The sequence below is a fragment of the Pseudomonas sp. TE50-2 genome (assembly GCF_040813665.1).
Lineage (GTDB): Bacteria > Pseudomonadota > Gammaproteobacteria > Pseudomonadales > Pseudomonadaceae > Aquipseudomonas > Aquipseudomonas soli.
On record NZ_JBFNXN010000001.1, the window covers coordinates 2573744 to 2588818 of the forward strand.

Below are 15075 nucleotides of genomic sequence, written 5' to 3' on the forward strand. Positions count from 1 at the left end.
GCTGATAGGCAGAGGCCTAATCCAACAGGTCCAGGTGCAAATGCTCGGCCACCGCGGCGGCGCTCGCCTGCTTCAACCAAGGTACGCGCCCCAGGCATGGCGCGGGCAGCCGCTCGGCCAGGCTCGACAGGTTTTCCTCCAGACGCGATGTCCGCGGATCGACGATGTTCGCCACCCAACCGGCCAGTTGCAGGCCGTCGCGGGCGATGGCCTCGGCGCTGAGCAAGGCGTGGTTGATGCACCCCAACCGCACCCCTACCACCAGGATCACCGGCAGTTTCAGGGCAATGGCCAGGTCTGACAGGTTGGCATGGTCGGACAACGGCACCCGCCAGCCGCCGGCCCCTTCGATCAAGGTGAAGTCGGCGTGCTGCGCCAGCACCTGCTGCATCGCATCACGCAGCACCGGCACGCTCAACACCACCCCCGCCTCGTGCGCCGCCACGTGTGGAGCGATGGCCGGCTCGAAAGCGAAAGGGTTGACCGCTTCATAGGGCAGTTTGACCGAGCTTTCATCGATCAACGCCAGGGCATCGCTGTTGCGCAACCCTCTGGGCGTCACCATGCACCCGGATGCCACCGGCTTGGCCGCCAGCGTGCTCAGCCCCGACTGCATCGCCGCATGCAGCAGCCCCGCGGCGATGGTGGTCTTGCCGACATCGGTGTCGGTGCCGGCAACAAAATAGGCCTGGCTCATGTCACTGCTCCCCGGCCAGCGGTTTGCGCAAGACGCCATACACCACCTGATAGGTGGCAGGCAGCCCCTGAGGCTGGCGGAACTGTTCATAGGCCTGCAACAGGCCCTGCATCCGCGCACGTCCGGTCAACCCCGATGGGCGCCCCGGATTGAGGTTGTGCGCACCCAGTGCCTTGAGCTCATGGGTCAGGCTGCGCACATCGGGGTAATGCAGTACATGGGGACGTCGCTCCAGGTCGATCAGCTCCATGCCGCTGTCCGCGCATAGACGCTGGTAATCCTCGAAACGCCGGAAGCGATTGACATGCACCATGCCATCGACGGCTTGCCAGCTGGCACGCAACTCATCGAGGGTGCCCACGCACAAGCTGCTGAACGCCAGCACCCCGCCTGGACGCAGCACCCGCCGCGCCTCAGCCAGCACGCTGGCGAACTGGCCGCACCACTGCACCGCCAGGCTGCTGAACAGCAGATCGACACTGCCATCGTGCAACGGCAGACGCTCGGCGTCACCTGCAACATGGTGCCGGGCGCCGCCGTGCTCACGGGCATGGCGCAACATGCCCTCGGCGATGTCCACCGCCACACCATCAGCATCGTTGAAGCGCTCGGCCAGGACCCGGCTGAAATGGCCCGTGCCACTGCCCATGTCCAGCCAGCGCACAGGGGCGAGACCTGCGGGCAGTTTCTCCAGCAGCCCCATGCCTACGGCGCGCTGCAGGGCCGCGACACTGTCGTAGCTGGCCGCGGCGCGGGAAAACGAAGCCGCTACCTGGCGCTTGTCAGGCAGGGCACCGGGCAAGGTGGGCTGGGAAAGATCAGTCATCGCCACTCTCATGCAGGAAACTCTTGATGCCCGCCGCCAGCTCCTGCGGGTACTCCAGCAGGAAGGCGTGGGAACTGTCTTCGACCAGGCCGACTTCCACGTCGGGCAACAGGTCGCTCAGGGCCTTGGCAGCCTCCACCGGCACCAGCGCATCACTGCCGGCGAACAGGTGCAGCTGCGGGCCGCCGTATTGCTCCAGGGCAGCGCGTGTATCAAGGCTGGCCAGCACCTCTAGCCCGGTGGCCAGGTACAGCGGATCGGTGTCGGGCACGCCGACGCCCAGTTGGCGCAGCAAGGTGCGCGGTTGCTGCGCACCGTCGCTGCACAAGGTACGGAAGCGCTTGAGGGTCACCTGGGTATGGCTGCGGCAGCCATCGAGGAAGGTGCCGAAGGTATCCGGCGCCATCCCGTGCGGCCAATCCGACCGAGCGACGAAACTGGGGTTGCTGGCCAGGGTGAGCAAGCCGCAGCAATGATCGCCGCGCTTGTGCGCCAGGGCGCTGGCAAGCATGCCACCCAGCGACCAGCCGCCCAGCCACACGTCGTTGGGCAGCTTGCGGTCGAGGTAGTCGACCCAGGCCAGCGGGTCGTGGTCGGGCAGATCCGGCAACGGCATCAGTTCGACCTGCAGGCGCGGGTCCTGGGCACGCAGGCTGGCGGCCAGCGGCTCCAGTGAGGCGGTGCCCAGCCCCCAGCCGGGCAGAAGGATCATTCGGTTACGCATCGGCGGACTCCAGCTGTGGATAACACTCGGCCAATGCATTCAACAATAGCTGCACCTGCGCCTCGCTGTGGGCGGCGCTCAGGGTCACCCGCAGACGGGCACTGCCGGCGGGCACGGTGGGTGGGCGAATCGCCGTGACCAGCAGCCCGCGCTCGCGCAGCAAGCGGGACAATGCCAGCGCCCGCCCCGCATCGCCGATAAGGATCGGCTGGATTGCGGTGTGGCTGTCCATCAGGGTCAGGCCGATCTCTTCGGCGCCGGCACGGAACTGTCGGACCAGCGCGGCCAAGTGCTCACGCCGCCAGCGCTCTCGGCGCAGCAGCTCCAGCGCCTTGAGCGTGGCGCACGCCAATGCCGGCGGCTGGCTGGTGGTGTAGATGTAGGGCCGGGCGAACTGCACCAGTGCCTCGATCAGGTCCTCGCTGCCGGCAACGAAGGCGCCAGCGGTGCCACAGGCCTTGCCCAGCGTGCCGATCAGCACCGGCACGTCATCGACACCCAGGCCGAAATGCTCGACCAGGCCGCCGCCGTTGGCTCCCAAGGTACCAAAGCCATGGGCATCGTCGACCATCAGCCAAGCGTCGCGGCTGCGCGCGGCCTTGGCCAGGGCCGGCAGGTCGGCGCAGTCGCCATCCATGCTGAACACGCCATCGGTGACCACCAGGGTATTGCCGGTAGCTTTCTCCAGGCGACTGCTCAGGCTGGCCGGGTCGTTGTGTAGGTAGCGACTGAAGCGGGCGCCACTGAGCAGCCCGCCGTCGAGCAGGGAAGCGTGGTTGAGGCGGTCCTGCAAGACTGTGTCGCCCTGCCCCACCAGCGCGGTGATGGCACCGAGGTTGGCCATGTAGCCGGTGGAGAACAGCAACGCCCGAGGACGCCCGGTCAACTCGGCCAGCGCTTCTTCAACGGCATGGTGCGGCGTGCCGTGGCCGATCACCAGGTGCGAGGCGCCACCGCCGACACCCCAGCGCTCGGCGCCATCGCGCCAGGCCTTGATCACCTCGGGGTGATTGGCCAGGCCCAGGTAGTCATTGCTGCAGAAGGCCAGCAGCGGCTGACCATCGACCACCACCTGCGGCCCTTGCGGGCTTTCCAGCAGCGGCCGTTGCCGATAGAGGTCCGCGGCACGCCGTTCGGCCAGCCGCGCGGCGAGATCGAAGGCCATGCTCAGGCCGAGGCTGCGTCGTAGAACAGCTCGCTGCTGCGCTGCTCGACCAGCGCCTGCTCGATGGCGGCCTGGTGCACTTCGTCGGCGTGCTCTTCGCGAGCTTCCGGCTGGATACCCAGGCGGGCGAACAGTTGCATGTCCTTGTCGGCCTGCGGGTTGGCCGTGGTCAGCAGCTTCTCGCCGTAGAAGATCGAGTTGGCCCCGGCCATGAACGCCAGTGCCTGCATCTGCTCGTTCATCTGCTCACGGCCGGCCGACAGGCGCACGTGGGACTTGGGCATGAGGATCCGGGCCACGGCAAGCATGCGGATGAAGTCGAACGGATCGACGTCTTCCTCGTCGGCCAGCGGCGTGCCGGCAACCTTGACCAGCATGTTGATCGGCACCGACTCCGGGTGCTCGGGCAGGTTGGCCAGCTGGATCAACAGGCCTGCGCGGTCGTCCAGCGACTCGCCCATGCCAAGGATGCCGCCGGAGCAGATCTTCATGCCGGCGTCACGCACGTAGGCCAGGGTCTGCAGGCGTTCGCTGTAGGTACGGGTGGTGATGATGCTGCCGTAGAACTCCGGCGAGGTGTCGAGGTTGTGGTTGTAGTAGTCCAGGCCGGCCTGGGCCAGGGCCTGGGTCTGCTCCTGGTCGAGCTTGCCGAGGGTCATGCAGGTTTCCAGGCCCATGGCCTTGACCCCTTTGACCATCTCCAGCACGTAGGGCATGTCCTTGGCCGAGGGATGCTTCCACGCCGCGCCCATGCAGAAGCGGGTCGAACCGATGGCCTTGGCCCGGGCGGCCTCCTCCAGCACCTTCTGCACTTCCATCAGCTTCTGTTTTTCCAGCCCGGTGTTGTAGTGGCCGGACTGCGGACAATATTTGCAATCTTCCGGGCAGGCGCCGGTCTTGATCGACAGCAGCGTGGAGACCTGCACACGGTTGGGGTCGAAATGCGCGCGGTGCATGGTCTGGGCCTGGAACAGCAGGTCATTGAACGGCTGCTGGAACAGTGCCTTGACCTCGGCCAGGGACCAGTCGTGACGGGTTGTTGCAATTGCGCTGGCGCTCATCGGCGTTTCCTTATCTATGGTCTGACTGACGCCGGGACAGGAAAACCCTCCAGCGCATCACGGATAGCTCGCATAGTCACGGAAGGCCCATGAACTGTCAACCAATCAAGAACATACTGGTTTACATCTGTACAAATATCGATCAAACCTGTTTGCTTTGCGACGAGCCCGCAGGGCAGCCCTATCCCCTATGCCTCGCCTGCGAGCAGGCGCTGCCCTGGCTGCAAGAGCAATGCCGCCGGTGCGCGCTGCCCCTGGCCTTGGACGACCTTGTCTGTGGCAACTGCAGCCGCCGCCCACCGGCATTCAAACGGGTGATCGCGCCCTGGCATTACGGCTTTCCCGTCGACAGCCTGATAAGCCGCTTCAAGCACAACAGCCAGTGGCCCCTGGGGCGGTTGCTGGCCCAATTGCTCGGCCACAGCCTGAGCCAGCACTATCACGAGGGCTTGCCACGGCCTGACTGCTTGTTGCCTGTTCCACTGGCCGGGCGTCGACTGCGCCAGCGCGGCTTCAACCAGGCGGCGATGCTCGCCCGCTGGCTCGCCAGACAATTGCACCTGCCCTGCGACGAGCACCTGCTGCAGCGGGTGCGCGATACACCGGCGCAACAGGCGCTCGGTGCCAAGGCCCGGCAACGCAACCTGCGCCAGGCTTTCGCCCTCACCCCCGGCAGCGAACTGCAAGGCCTGCACCTGGCGCTGGTCGACGACGTGCTGACCACCGGGGCGACCGCGCAGACCATCGCCCGGTTGCTGCGCCAGGCCGGTGCCCGGCGGGTGGATATCTACTGCCTGGCGCGCACACCGCGCCCGGGCCAGGCTTGACTTGCCCCGGTGACGGCGGCAACGTCGCGGGACCTACACCACGCCTGATGCCCGCCCATGTCACTGCCCGCCTTGCTCACCCAGCACATCGCCCGCCGCCCACAGCGCATCGCCCTGCTGCAACATGTCGCCGAGCAGGGATCCATCACCCGCGCCGCCAAGGCCGCGGGGATCAGCTACAAGGCTGCCTGGGATGCTATCGACGAACTCAACAACCTGGCCGCGCAGCCCCTGGTCGAACGCAGCACCGGGGGCCGCGGCGGCGGTGGCGCCCGGCTGTCCGCCGAAGGCGAACGGGTACTGCGCCTGTACCAGCGCCTGCAGGCGTTGCAGGCAGAAATCCTGGAATCCGCCGAGGACAGCAACGACCTCGCATTGCTCGGCCGGCTGATGCTGCGCACCAGTGCGCGCAACCAGTTGCAAGGGCGGATCAGCGGGCTGCGCCGCGAAGGCCGGCATGACCGCATCAGCCTGGACCTGGGCGGCGGCCTGGAGATCGAGGCCTTGATCACCCGGGGTAGTACCGAGCGCCTGGAGCTGGCACTGGGGGGCACGGTGGTGGCGCTGCTGAAGGCGGGGTGGGTACAGTTGCTGGGGCCGGACGAGCTGGCGGAGCAAGGCAGCAATTGCCTGAAGGCCAAGGTCGAGGAGCTTGTCGGTGAGCAGGACGGTCCAGTCGAGGTGCGCCTGGCACTGGGTAACGGGCAGACTTTGTGCGCTTTCGCCGAGGCTGACTGGCTGGCGCAGTATCAAGTCGGGCCGCAGAGCATGATGCGGGTGCAGTTCCATCCGTCGTTCGTGTTGCTGGGGGTGCCGGTCTAACCGGCTACGACAAGGGCGGGGCCTGCCATGTGATTGGGGTAACATGCAGCCACGCCGTCCCCGCGCCTGGAGCCTTGCATGTCCCACCCCTTCGACACCCTCACCCCCGACCTCGTGCTGGACGCCGTGGAAAGCCTGGGCTTTCTCAGCGATGCGCGGGTGCTGGCGCTCAACAGCTATGAAAACCGTGTCTATCAGGTGGGCATCGAGGGGGAACAACCGCTGATCGCCAAGTTCTATCGCCCTGGGCGCTGGAGCGATGCGGCAATCCTCGAAGAACACACCTTTACCGCCGAGCTGGCGGAGTGCGAAGTGCCCGTGGTGGCGCCGCTGTTGCACGAGGGCCGCTCCTTGTTCGAGCACCAGGGGTTTCGCTTTGCCCTGTTCCCGCGCCGTGGCGGCCATGCTCCGGAGCCGGGCAACCTCGACCAGCTGTACCGCCTGGGTCAGTTGCTCGGGCGCTTGCATGCCGTGGCGGCCATCCGACCATTCGAACACCGTGAACAGCTGGCTGTGGACAACTTTGGCCATGCCTCGCTCAACACCCTGCTGGACGGCGGCTTCGTTCCTCGCGAGCTGCTGCCGGCCTTCGAATCCGTGGCCCGCGACCTGCTCAAGCGGGTCGAGGAAATCTACGCCCGCACCCCGCACCAGCTAATCCGCCTGCACGGCGACCTGCACCCCGGCAACCTGATGCACCGAGACGACGTCTACCATGTGGTCGACCTCGACGACTGCCGCATGGGCCCGGCGGTGCAGGACCTGTGGATGATGCTTGCCGGCAGCCGCGAGGAACGCCTCGGCCAGCTGGCCGAACTGATCGACGGCTACAACGAATTCCACGACTTCGACCCGCGCGAACTGGCCCTGATCGAGCCGCTGCGCGCCCTGCGCCAGCTGCACTACAGCGCCTGGCTGGCACGGCGCTGGGATGACCCGGCGTTCCCGCGCAGCTTCCCGTGGTTCGGCCAGCCGCGTTACTGGGGCGACCAGATCCTCGCCCTGCGCGAACAGATGGCCGCGCTGGATGAACAACCGTTGAAATTGTTCTAGAAGCGCGCCGCGCTCTGTCTACAATAGGCGTCGCTTTATTTAGCTACCTAAGCAAGGATTCTGCATGCACGCCGCAAACCCGCGTCGCGGGTATATTCTGGGCCTTGGCGCCTACATCATCTGGGGCCTGTTCCCCCTGTACTTCAAAGCGATCCAGAGCGTCCCGGCGGTGGAGATCATCGTCCATCGGGTGCTTTGGTCGGCGCTGTTCGGCTCGCTCCTGCTGCTGGTATGGAAGCACCCCGGCTGGTGGCGCGAACTGCGCGACAACCCCAGGCGCCTGGCCATCCTGGCCCTGAGCGGCACGCTGATCGCCGGCAACTGGCTGACCTATGTATGGGCGGTGAACAACGGGCGCATGCTCGAAGCCAGCCTGGGCTACTACATCAACCCGCTGATCAACGTACTACTGGGCATGTTGCTGCTCGGTGAGCGCCTGCGCCGCCTGCAATGGCTGGCAGTGGGCCTGGCGGCCCTCGGCGTGGCGCAACAGGTCTGGCAGGTCGGCAGCCTGCCCTGGGTATCGTTGGCGTTGGCCCTGTCGTTCGGCTTCTACGGGCTCATCCGCAAGCAGGCACCGGTAGCGGCGCTGCCCGGCCTGGTGGTCGAGACCTGGATGCTGGTACCACTGGCGATCGGCTGGCTGCTGCTGCACCCGACGGCCAACAGCGCCAGCCTGGCGTTTTTCAACAGCAGCGAGGCCCTGTGGCTGATCGCCGCCGGCCCGGTCACCCTGATACCCCTGGTGTGCTTCAACGCCGCCGCGCGCCACCTGCCGTACACCACCCTGGGCTTCCTGCAGTACCTGGCACCGACCTTGGTGCTGCTGCAGGCGGTGTGGCTGTTCGATGAGCACCTGACCTCCAGCAACCTGCTGGCGTTCGCGTGCATCTGGGCGGGGCTGGCGGTGTACAGCGTCGATGCCTGGCTGAGTTTGCGCAAGCGCGCCTGATCAATTAATGATCAAACAGCTGGAGGCCACGAAATGCGTGGCCTGCAGCAAGGTCTCCAGAGGTTATCCACACCCTCGTCCCCGTGGTTTGTGCACAAGCGACTGATAACTGGGTGTTTTTTGCTCAATGCTGGCTAACCTGCGTGGCTATTGGGCTGTAGCGGTACGCCCCCAGGTTATCCACAGGGGCGTCCCCGTTAAATCGGGATAACCGTGGGAGCGGCGGTTCGCCGTTGCGACTTGCCCGCGATTGCCTGCAGTCAATCCTCCGGCCGCAACCGCAACTCCACCATCAGATCATCCGCCAGGCTCTCCAACCTTGCCTGCAAATCATCCAGCGACAAGGTCAACGGCAGCGCCAGCAGCGCATCAGCCTGGAACAACGGCTCGCTGCTCATCGGCGCCGGGCGCACCTCGGTGCTCAGACGCTCCACGTTCACCCCAAGCTCCGCCAGCAGGCGGGTAATGTCGCGAACGATGCCGGGCCTGTCGTTACCCACCAGTTCCATCGCGATCGGTTTCCAGGTGCAGGACGGCTCGATGCCGCTTTCGGCGATCAACACTCGAATGCCGTGGTCGCCCAGTTTCTGCAACGACTCGACCAGTTCGGCATAGTTCTCCGCCGGTACCGCCACCCGCAAGATCCCGGCGAACTGGCCGGCCATGCGTGACATGCGGCTTTCCAGCCAGTTGCCATTGTGATCGGCGATGCACTGGGCGATACGTTCTACCTGCCCGGCCTTGTCAGGGGCGATCACGGTCAGTACAAGATGGTCCACGGGGCCACTCCTTCATTCGTCTGCAAGCACCGCCGCAGATGGGGGCGATACGGGGATCGAATCAGTATAGGCAAGGCGCGGCAACCTGCCGCAGGACAGTCAAGGCAACTCATCGTGTACTGTTTCAAGATTTATCTGGAACAATCCACCTGTTTTTTGCGAACATGTCGTCTCCCAGCGTGACCCCATGCGACCAATCGGTCGCAGAGCGACGCTTTTAGTCTGATGTTTACCTGCCTGCTGCTTCATGTAGTATGCATCGGCGCGGACTACAAAAACGTCGTTTCGATGTCTGCCAAGGCGCCTGTGAAAATACGCCAACCGCCCGCCGGCCCGTCTGGCGAGCCGCACCCAGCCGCCCCGGATCACGCGGGCATGCACTGGTGCCGTGTTTAGAGAAGCGCTACAGGCTTAATACAGAAGAGCGAAAGCGAAATAGCTGAGCAGAGGTGAGGCAAGCAATGACTGGATACGTTCAAGTCGGTGGCCTTCAGGTCGCCAAGGCCCTGTACGACTTCGTCAACGACGAAGCGATCCCTGGAACCGGCATCAAGGCCGATGCGTTCTGGGCCGGGGCGGCAGAGATCATTAAAGACCTCGCTCCGAAGAACAAAGCCCTGCTCGCCAAGCGCGACGAGCTGCAAGCCAGGATCGACGCCTGGCACCAGGCCCGCAAAGGCCAGGCCCACGACGCCGTGGCCTACAAGGCGTTCCTCGAGGAAATCGGCTACCTGCTGCCAGCCGTCGAGGACTTCCAGGCCACCACCCAGAACGTCGATGAAGAGATCGCGGTCATGGCCGGCCCGCAGCTGGTGGTGCCGGTGATGAACGCCCGCTTCGCCCTGAACGCCGCCAACGCCCGTTGGGGCTCGCTGTATGACGCGCTGTACGGCACCGATGCCATCAGCGATGAAGGCGGCGCTGAAAAAGGCCAGGGCTACAACAAGGTCCGTGGCGACAAGGTGATCGCTTTCGGCCGCGCCTTCCTCGACCAGGCCGCGCCACTGGCCGCCGGCTCCCATGTCGACTCCACCGCCTACCGCATCGAAGGCGGCAAGCTGGTAGTCGCGCTCAAGGGCGGCAGCAACAGCGGCCTGCGTGACGATGCCCAGCTGATCGGTTTCCACGGCGATGCCGCCGCGCCGACCGCGGTGCTGCTCAAGCACAACGGCCTGCACTTCGAGATCCAGGTCGACGCCAGCACCCCGGTCGGCAGCACCGACGCCGCCGGCCTGAAAGACATCCTGATGGAGTCGGCACTGACCACCATCATGGACTGCGAAGACTCGGTCGCCGCCGTCGACGCCGACGACAAGGTCATCGTCTACCGCAACTGGCTGGGCCTGATGAAAGGTGACCTGGCCGAAAGCGTGAGCAAAGGCGGCAAGACCTTCACCCGCACCATGAACCCGGATCGCGAATACGCCGCGCCCAATGGCGGCAGCGTGACCCTGCACGGCCGCTCGCTGCTGTTCGTGCGCAACGTCGGGCACCTGATGACCAACCCGGCGATCCTCGACGCCCAGGGCAATGAAATCCCCGAAGGCATCCAGGACGGCCTGTTCACCAACCTGATCGCCCTGCACAACCTCAACGGCAACACCAGCCGCAAGAACACCCGTACCGGCAGCGTCTACATCGTCAAGCCGAAGATGCATGGCCCTGAAGAGGTGGCGTTCGCCGCCGAGATCTTCAGCCGCGTCGAAGACCTGCTGGGCATGAAGCGCAACACCGTCAAGGTCGGCATCATGGACGAGGAGCGCCGTACCACGGTCAACCTCAAGGCCTGCATCAAGGCTGCGGCCGAGCGCGTGGTGTTCATCAACACCGGCTTCCTCGACCGCACCGGTGACGAGATCCACACCTCCATGGAGGCCGGCGCCGTGGTGCGCAAGGGCGCCATGAAGAACGAGAAGTGGATCGGCGCCTACGAAAACAACAACGTCGACGTCGGCCTGGCCACCGGCCTGCAGGGCCGCGCGCAGATCGGCAAGGGCATGTGGGCCATGCCCGACCTGATGGCCGCCATGCTCGAGCAGAAGATCGCCCACCCGCTGGCCGGCGCCAACACCGCCTGGGTACCGTCGCCGACCGCCGCCACCCTGCACGCCCTGCACTATCACAAGGTCGATGTGCAGGCCCGTCAGCGCGAGCTGGCTTCGCGCACCCAAGCGCAGGTCGACGATATCCTCACCATCCCGCTGGCGGCCAACACCAACTGGTCGGCCGAGGAAATCCGCAACGAGCTGGACAACAACGCCCAGGGCATCCTCGGCTACGTGGTGCGCTGGATCGACCAGGGCGTGGGCTGTTCGAAAGTGCCGGACATCAACGATGTCGGCCTGATGGAAGACCGTGCAACACTGCGGATTTCGGCCCAACTGCTGGCCAACTGGCTGCGCCATGGCGTGGTCACCCAGGAGCAGGTGCTGGAAAGCCTCCAGCGCATGGCCGCGGTGGTGGACAAGCAAAACGCCGGTGACACTCTGTACCGCCCGATGGCGCCGAACTTCGATGACAACATCGCGTTCCAGGCGGCGATCGAGCTGGTGATCGAGGGTGCCAAGCAACCGAACGGCTACACCGAGCCGGTCCTGCACCGTCGTCGTCGCGAGTTCAAGGCGCGCAACGGGCTGTAAGCCGCCAGTAACACATCGCGGGGCAAGTCGGGACGCCGCACCGCCGCTCCCACGCCAGTTCACATCTGGTGTGGGAGCGGCGGTGCGGCGTCCCGACTTGCCCCGCGATCGTTTCAGGGCTGCTCCAATTTCAGCTCCCGCTTCACCAACCCGAGCAACACCTGCAACTTGTCGGCATCCAGTGGTTTCACCAGAAAGTCCACCACGCCGAGGTGCATTGCTTTAACAGCCTCGGACACTTCAGACTCCCCAGACACCACAATGATCGGCAAGTCGGCCCGCTTCGATGCGCGAATTTGCTGGATCAGCTCCAGGCCATCCTTCGGCTCCATGCGCAGGTCGGTGATCATCAGCGCGATCCGCGGCAGCTTCAACATCGCTTCCTGCGCGCCGTCAGCCGTCATGCAGGCGATGCCTCGGCTCTTCAGGTACAGGCTCAGCGCCTCGCTGTTCACCGGGTTGTCGTCCACCACCAGCACCACGGGACGAGCCGCGACAGGTGCAGTCAGCCCGGCCAGTGCCTCGCGTTCGGCGTCACTCAGTATGTCGTCATGCTCGGCCATGGCCCATCTCGTCAAAAAAATCTCGTTCACAGCTTAGGACCGCGAAATTTACATAGCCCGGTTCGCCTTTCGTCGGGTCCTTGACAGCCTCGCTCTAGACTTACGTCCAATGGGCACCACAGTACGGCCAGCCGACCATGGGGGCCGAGAACAACAAAGCCGACCCCTATAGATAGATATATATAGTTCGGCGTAGCGATACGGTCAGCTTCATGAGCAAAAAGGACGCCTATACCCAGGCCGGCAGGACAGCGGTACTGCAAAACATCCAGGGCACCCTGCAGTTCCTGCAGCGTTTCCCGCCGTTCAACCAGATGGAACACAGCCACCTGGCCTACCTGGTGGAACAGTGCCAGCTGCGCTTCTACGCAGGCGGCGAAAGCATCATCACGCCGGCCGAGGGCCCGGTCGAGCACTTCTATATCGTCAAGCAGGGGCGCGTGGTCGGCGAACGTCACCATGTCACCAAGCCAGGCACCGAGACCACCTTCGAGATCACCAGCGGTGAATGCTTCCCGCTGGCGGCTTTGCTCGGCGAGCGGGCCACCCGCACCGAGCACCTGGCCGGCGAGGACACCTTCTGCCTGCAACTGGACAAGGCCGCGTTCATTCGTGTGTTTTCCATGTCCGAGGTGTTCCGCGACTTCGCCCTGCGCGGCGTCAGCAGCCTGCTCGACCAGGTCAACCAGCAAGTGCGCCAGCGCGCCGTGGAAACCCTGGGCACCCAGTACTCGCTGAACACGCCGCTGGGCGAGCTGGCGCTGCGCCACCCGGTGGTGTGCACGCCAGACACGCCACTGCGCGAAGCCGTGCGGTTGATGCACGAGCAGCAGGTTGGCAGCATCGTGATCATCGATGAGCAGCGCCACCCCATCGGCATCTTCACCCTGCGCGACCTGCGCCAGGTGGTGGCCGACGCCAGCGCCGAACTGACCGCGCCCATCGAGCGCTACATGACCGCAAGGCCGTTCTACCTGAGCCCCCAGGCCAGTGCGTTCGACGCCGCCATGGCGATGACCGAACGCCACATTGCCCATGTCTGCCTGGTGGACAACCAGCGCCTGTGCGGGGTGATTTCCGAGCGCGACCTGTTCTCCCTGCAACGCGTCGATCTGGTGCACCTGGCCCGCACCATCCGCCATGCACCGCGGCTGGACAGCCTGGTGTCACTGCGCGGCGAAATCGGCCAGCTGGTCGAACGCATGCTCGCCCACGGCGCATCCTCGACGCAGATCACCCAGATCATCACCCTGCTCAACGACCACACCGTGTGCCGGGTGATCGAACTGGCCATCGCCGAGCGCGGCGACCCCGGCGTACCGTTCAGCTGGTTGTGCTTCGGCAGCGAGGGCCGCCGCGAGCAGACCCTGCACACCGACCAGGACAACGGCATTCTTTTCGAGGCCCGTGACGGCGCCGAAGCCGAGGCGATCCGCGCACGCTTGCTGCCGTTGGCCCAACAGATCAACCACAACCTGGCCCAGTGCGGCTTCACCCTGTGCAAAGGCAACGTGATGGCCGGCAACCCCGAGCTGTGCCTGTCGCGTGGCGAGTGGGCGCGGCGCTTCGCCGGCTTCGTACGCGAAGCCAGCCCCGAGAACCTGCTGGGCTCGAGCATCTACTTCGACCTGCGCGTGGTCTGGGGCGACGAGCAAGGCTGCGAGCAACTGCGCCAGGGCCTGCTCGAGCAGGTCGCGGACAACCGCATCTTCCAGCGCATGCTGGCCGACAACGCCCTGCGCCAGCGTCCACCAGTCGGGCGCCTGCGCGAGTTCGTGCTGACTCGCCAGGGTGACGACAAGGCCGCCACCCTCGACCTCAAGGTGCAGGGCCTGACCCCGTTCGTCGATGGCGCTCGGCTGCTGGCCCTAGCCCATGGCATAACGGCCTGCAACACCCTCGAACGGCTGCGTCAGCTGATTACTAAGGGGGTAATCGACCCGCTCGACGGCGCCGCCTATGAAGAGGCCTACCACTTCATCCAGCAGACCCGCATGCAGCAACACCAGCGCCAGAGCCGCGAGAACATGCCTTATTCCAACCGGCTCGACCCCGACAGCCTCAACCACCTGGACCGGCGCATCCTGCGCGAGTCCCTGCGCCAGGCCCAGCGCCTGCAGAGCAGCCTGGCCTTGCGGTACCAGTTGTGAACCTGTTCGCCTGGTTGCGCCCCACAGCCCCCGAACTCGATGCGGCGCTGCAGCGGCGCCTGGCCGCGCTGCCCGGCCCTGCGCCCCTGGGCGTGTGCTCCCTGCGCGAACAGCGCTGGGTGGTGCTGGACCTGGAGACCAGCGGCCTGAATCTCAATCGCGACCAGGTGCTGTCGATCGGCGCGGTGGCCATCGAGGACGGTGCCATCGACCTCGGTCGGCCGTTCGAGCGAACCCTGCGCCGCCCCGAACAGAAAACCAACGCCAGCGTGCTGATCCACGGCCTGGGCCCCAGCGCCCTGGCTGCCGGCTGCGAACCGGCCGAAGCCCTGCTCGACCTGATGAGGTTTATCGGCGACAGTCCGGTACTGGCGTTCCATGCCCCTTTCGACCAGCGCATGCTGGCCCGGGCGTTGAAGGACAGCCTGGGCCTGCGCCTGCAGCATCCGTTTCTCGACGTGGCGGAGCTGGCGCCGATGCTCAACCCCGACACCGTGCTGCGCGAGGCCGGGCTGGACGACTGGATCGCCCGTTTCGGCCTCGAAGTCCAGGCCCGCCACCATGCCAGCGCCGATGCCCAGGTGACCGCGGAACTTGCGTTGATTCTCTTCAGCCAGGCGCGCCGCCAGCAACTGGACAGCCCGCTGCAGCTGGAGCAACGGGTGCGCCAGTGGCGACGACGCAAAGCGCAGCACCACGGCCTCTGACTTTTATCACGCTCCCCTGTCATGCTGGCAATCCGATAAGCGTCAATTGCGCCCTGCCCCCTGCCTCTGCCACAATCGCGAATAATTATCGTTAGTTAACGCATTCTTTC

At 65.4% G+C, this 15075-nt stretch carries 13 protein-coding genes and 1 pseudogene; 7 read left to right on the forward strand and 7 right to left on the reverse strand.

What is annotated here, in order from left to right:
* Window positions 1-16: 16 nt before the first annotated feature.
* From bioD to bioB, 5 genes are read right to left on the reverse strand one after another with little or no spacing between them, the layout of a single operon-like run.
* Window positions 17-697, reverse strand: coding sequence for a dethiobiotin synthase (gene bioD / locus AAHK21_RS11825; RefSeq protein ID WP_367857317.1), 681 nt, complete (start codon window positions 695-697; stop codon window positions 17-19).
* Window position 698: 1 nt separating this feature from the next.
* Entirely contained in the window at window positions 699-1523 is an 825-nt protein-coding gene (gene bioC, locus AAHK21_RS11830; protein ID WP_367857318.1) for a malonyl-ACP O-methyltransferase BioC, read from the reverse strand.
* Window positions 1516-2247, reverse strand: coding sequence for an alpha/beta fold hydrolase (locus AAHK21_RS11835; RefSeq protein ID WP_367857319.1), 732 nt, complete (start codon window positions 2245-2247; stop codon window positions 1516-1518). The genes bioC and AAHK21_RS11835 overlap by 8 nt, the downstream gene beginning before the upstream one ends.
* Window positions 2240-3412 carry an 8-amino-7-oxononanoate synthase gene (gene bioF / locus AAHK21_RS11840; RefSeq protein ID WP_367857320.1) on the reverse strand — a complete coding sequence of 391 codons (1173 nt, stop codon included), beginning with the start codon at window positions 3410-3412 and terminating at the stop codon, window positions 2240-2242. Before bioF ends, AAHK21_RS11835 begins: the two co-directional genes overlap by 8 nt.
* A 2-nt stretch (window positions 3413-3414) precedes the next feature.
* On the reverse strand, window positions 3415-4473 hold the full coding sequence (bioB, locus tag AAHK21_RS11845) for a biotin synthase BioB (protein ID WP_046857413.1): 1059 nt from the start codon (window positions 4471-4473) through the stop codon (window positions 3415-3417).
* A gap of 89 nt (window positions 4474-4562) precedes the next feature.
* On the opposite strand from bioB, the gene AAHK21_RS11850 reads away from it, so the two are divergent.
* The 4 genes from AAHK21_RS11850 (at window position 4563) to rarD (ending at window position 8127) form a co-directional block, all read left to right on the forward strand.
* Entirely contained in the window at window positions 4563-5300 is a 738-nt protein-coding gene (locus tag AAHK21_RS11850; RefSeq protein WP_367857321.1) for a ComF family protein, read from the forward strand.
* A 57-nt stretch (window positions 5301-5357) separates the two neighbouring features.
* Complete coding sequence (locus tag AAHK21_RS11855) at window positions 5358-6122, forward strand: TOBE domain-containing protein (protein ID WP_046857415.1); 765 nt, start codon at window positions 5358-5360, stop codon at window positions 6120-6122.
* 78 nt (window positions 6123-6200) lie between these two features.
* Window positions 6201-7175: a serine/threonine protein kinase gene (locus AAHK21_RS11860; RefSeq protein WP_367857322.1), complete on the forward strand. Its 975-nt coding sequence runs from the start codon at window positions 6201-6203 to the stop codon at window positions 7173-7175.
* Window positions 7176-7239: 64 nt separating this feature from the next.
* Entirely contained in the window at window positions 7240-8127 is an 888-nt protein-coding gene (gene rarD / locus AAHK21_RS11865; protein ID WP_046857417.1) for an EamA family transporter RarD, read from the forward strand.
* A gap of 260 nt (window positions 8128-8387) precedes the next feature.
* Here the strand turns inward: rarD and AAHK21_RS11870 are convergent, their stop codons facing one another.
* Complete coding sequence (locus AAHK21_RS11870; RefSeq protein ID WP_046857418.1) at window positions 8388-8906, reverse strand: glycine cleavage system protein R; 519 nt, start codon at window positions 8904-8906, stop codon at window positions 8388-8390.
* Window positions 8907-9367: 461 nt separating this feature from the next.
* Between AAHK21_RS11870 and AAHK21_RS11875 the strand changes: the two genes are divergently transcribed.
* A complete protein-coding gene (locus AAHK21_RS11875) occupies window positions 9368-11545 on the forward strand; it encodes a malate synthase G (RefSeq protein WP_367857323.1) in 2178 nt (725 codons plus the stop codon).
* 113 nt (window positions 11546-11658) lie between these two features.
* On the opposite strand, the pseudogene AAHK21_RS11880 reads toward AAHK21_RS11875, so the two are convergent.
* Window positions 11659-12115 (reverse strand): annotated as a pseudogene (locus tag AAHK21_RS11880) (PleD family two-component system response regulator).
* Between the two features lie 205 nt (window positions 12116-12320).
* Here AAHK21_RS11880 and AAHK21_RS11885 point away from each other — a divergent pair.
* Together AAHK21_RS11885 and AAHK21_RS11890 are read left to right on the forward strand one after the other, a co-directional pair.
* Window positions 12321-14258 carry a putative nucleotidyltransferase substrate binding domain-containing protein gene (locus AAHK21_RS11885; RefSeq protein WP_367857324.1) on the forward strand — a complete coding sequence of 646 codons (1938 nt, stop codon included), beginning with the start codon at window positions 12321-12323 and terminating at the stop codon, window positions 14256-14258.
* Entirely contained in the window at window positions 14255-14965 is a 711-nt protein-coding gene (locus tag AAHK21_RS11890; RefSeq protein ID WP_367857325.1) for a PolC-type DNA polymerase III, read from the forward strand. Before AAHK21_RS11885 ends, AAHK21_RS11890 begins: the two co-directional genes overlap by 4 nt.
* Window positions 14966-15075 lie beyond the last annotated feature (110 nt).

Bases quoted from the DNA above. Each gene is read 5' to 3' on its own strand.
- bioD (WP_367857317.1), bottom strand. From the start codon at position 697: ATGAGCCAGGCCTATTTTGTTGCCGGCACCGACACCGATGTCGGCAAG.
- bioC (WP_367857318.1), bottom strand. From the start codon at position 1,523: ATGACTGATCTTTCCCAGCCCACCTTGCCCGGTGCCCTGCCTGACAAG.
- AAHK21_RS11835 (WP_367857319.1), bottom strand. From the start codon at position 2,247: ATGCGTAACCGAATGATCCTTCTGCCCGGCTGGGGGCTGGGCACCGCC.
- bioF (WP_367857320.1), bottom strand. From the start codon at position 3,412: ATGGCCTTCGATCTCGCCGCGCGGCTGGCCGAACGGCGTGCCGCGGAC.
- bioB (WP_046857413.1), bottom strand. From the start codon at position 4,473: ATGAGCGCCAGCGCAATTGCAACAACCCGTCACGACTGGTCCCTGGCC.
- AAHK21_RS11850 (WP_367857321.1), top strand. From the start codon at position 4,563: ATGAACTGTCAACCAATCAAGAACATACTGGTTTACATCTGTACAAAT.
- AAHK21_RS11855 (WP_046857415.1), top strand. From the start codon at position 5,358: ATGTCACTGCCCGCCTTGCTCACCCAGCACATCGCCCGCCGCCCACAG.
- AAHK21_RS11860 (WP_367857322.1), top strand. From the start codon at position 6,201: ATGTCCCACCCCTTCGACACCCTCACCCCCGACCTCGTGCTGGACGCC.
- rarD (WP_046857417.1), top strand. From the start codon at position 7,240: ATGCACGCCGCAAACCCGCGTCGCGGGTATATTCTGGGCCTTGGCGCC.
- AAHK21_RS11875 (WP_367857323.1), top strand. From the start codon at position 9,368: ATGACTGGATACGTTCAAGTCGGTGGCCTTCAGGTCGCCAAGGCCCTG.
- AAHK21_RS11885 (WP_367857324.1), top strand. From the start codon at position 12,321: ATGAGCAAAAAGGACGCCTATACCCAGGCCGGCAGGACAGCGGTACTG.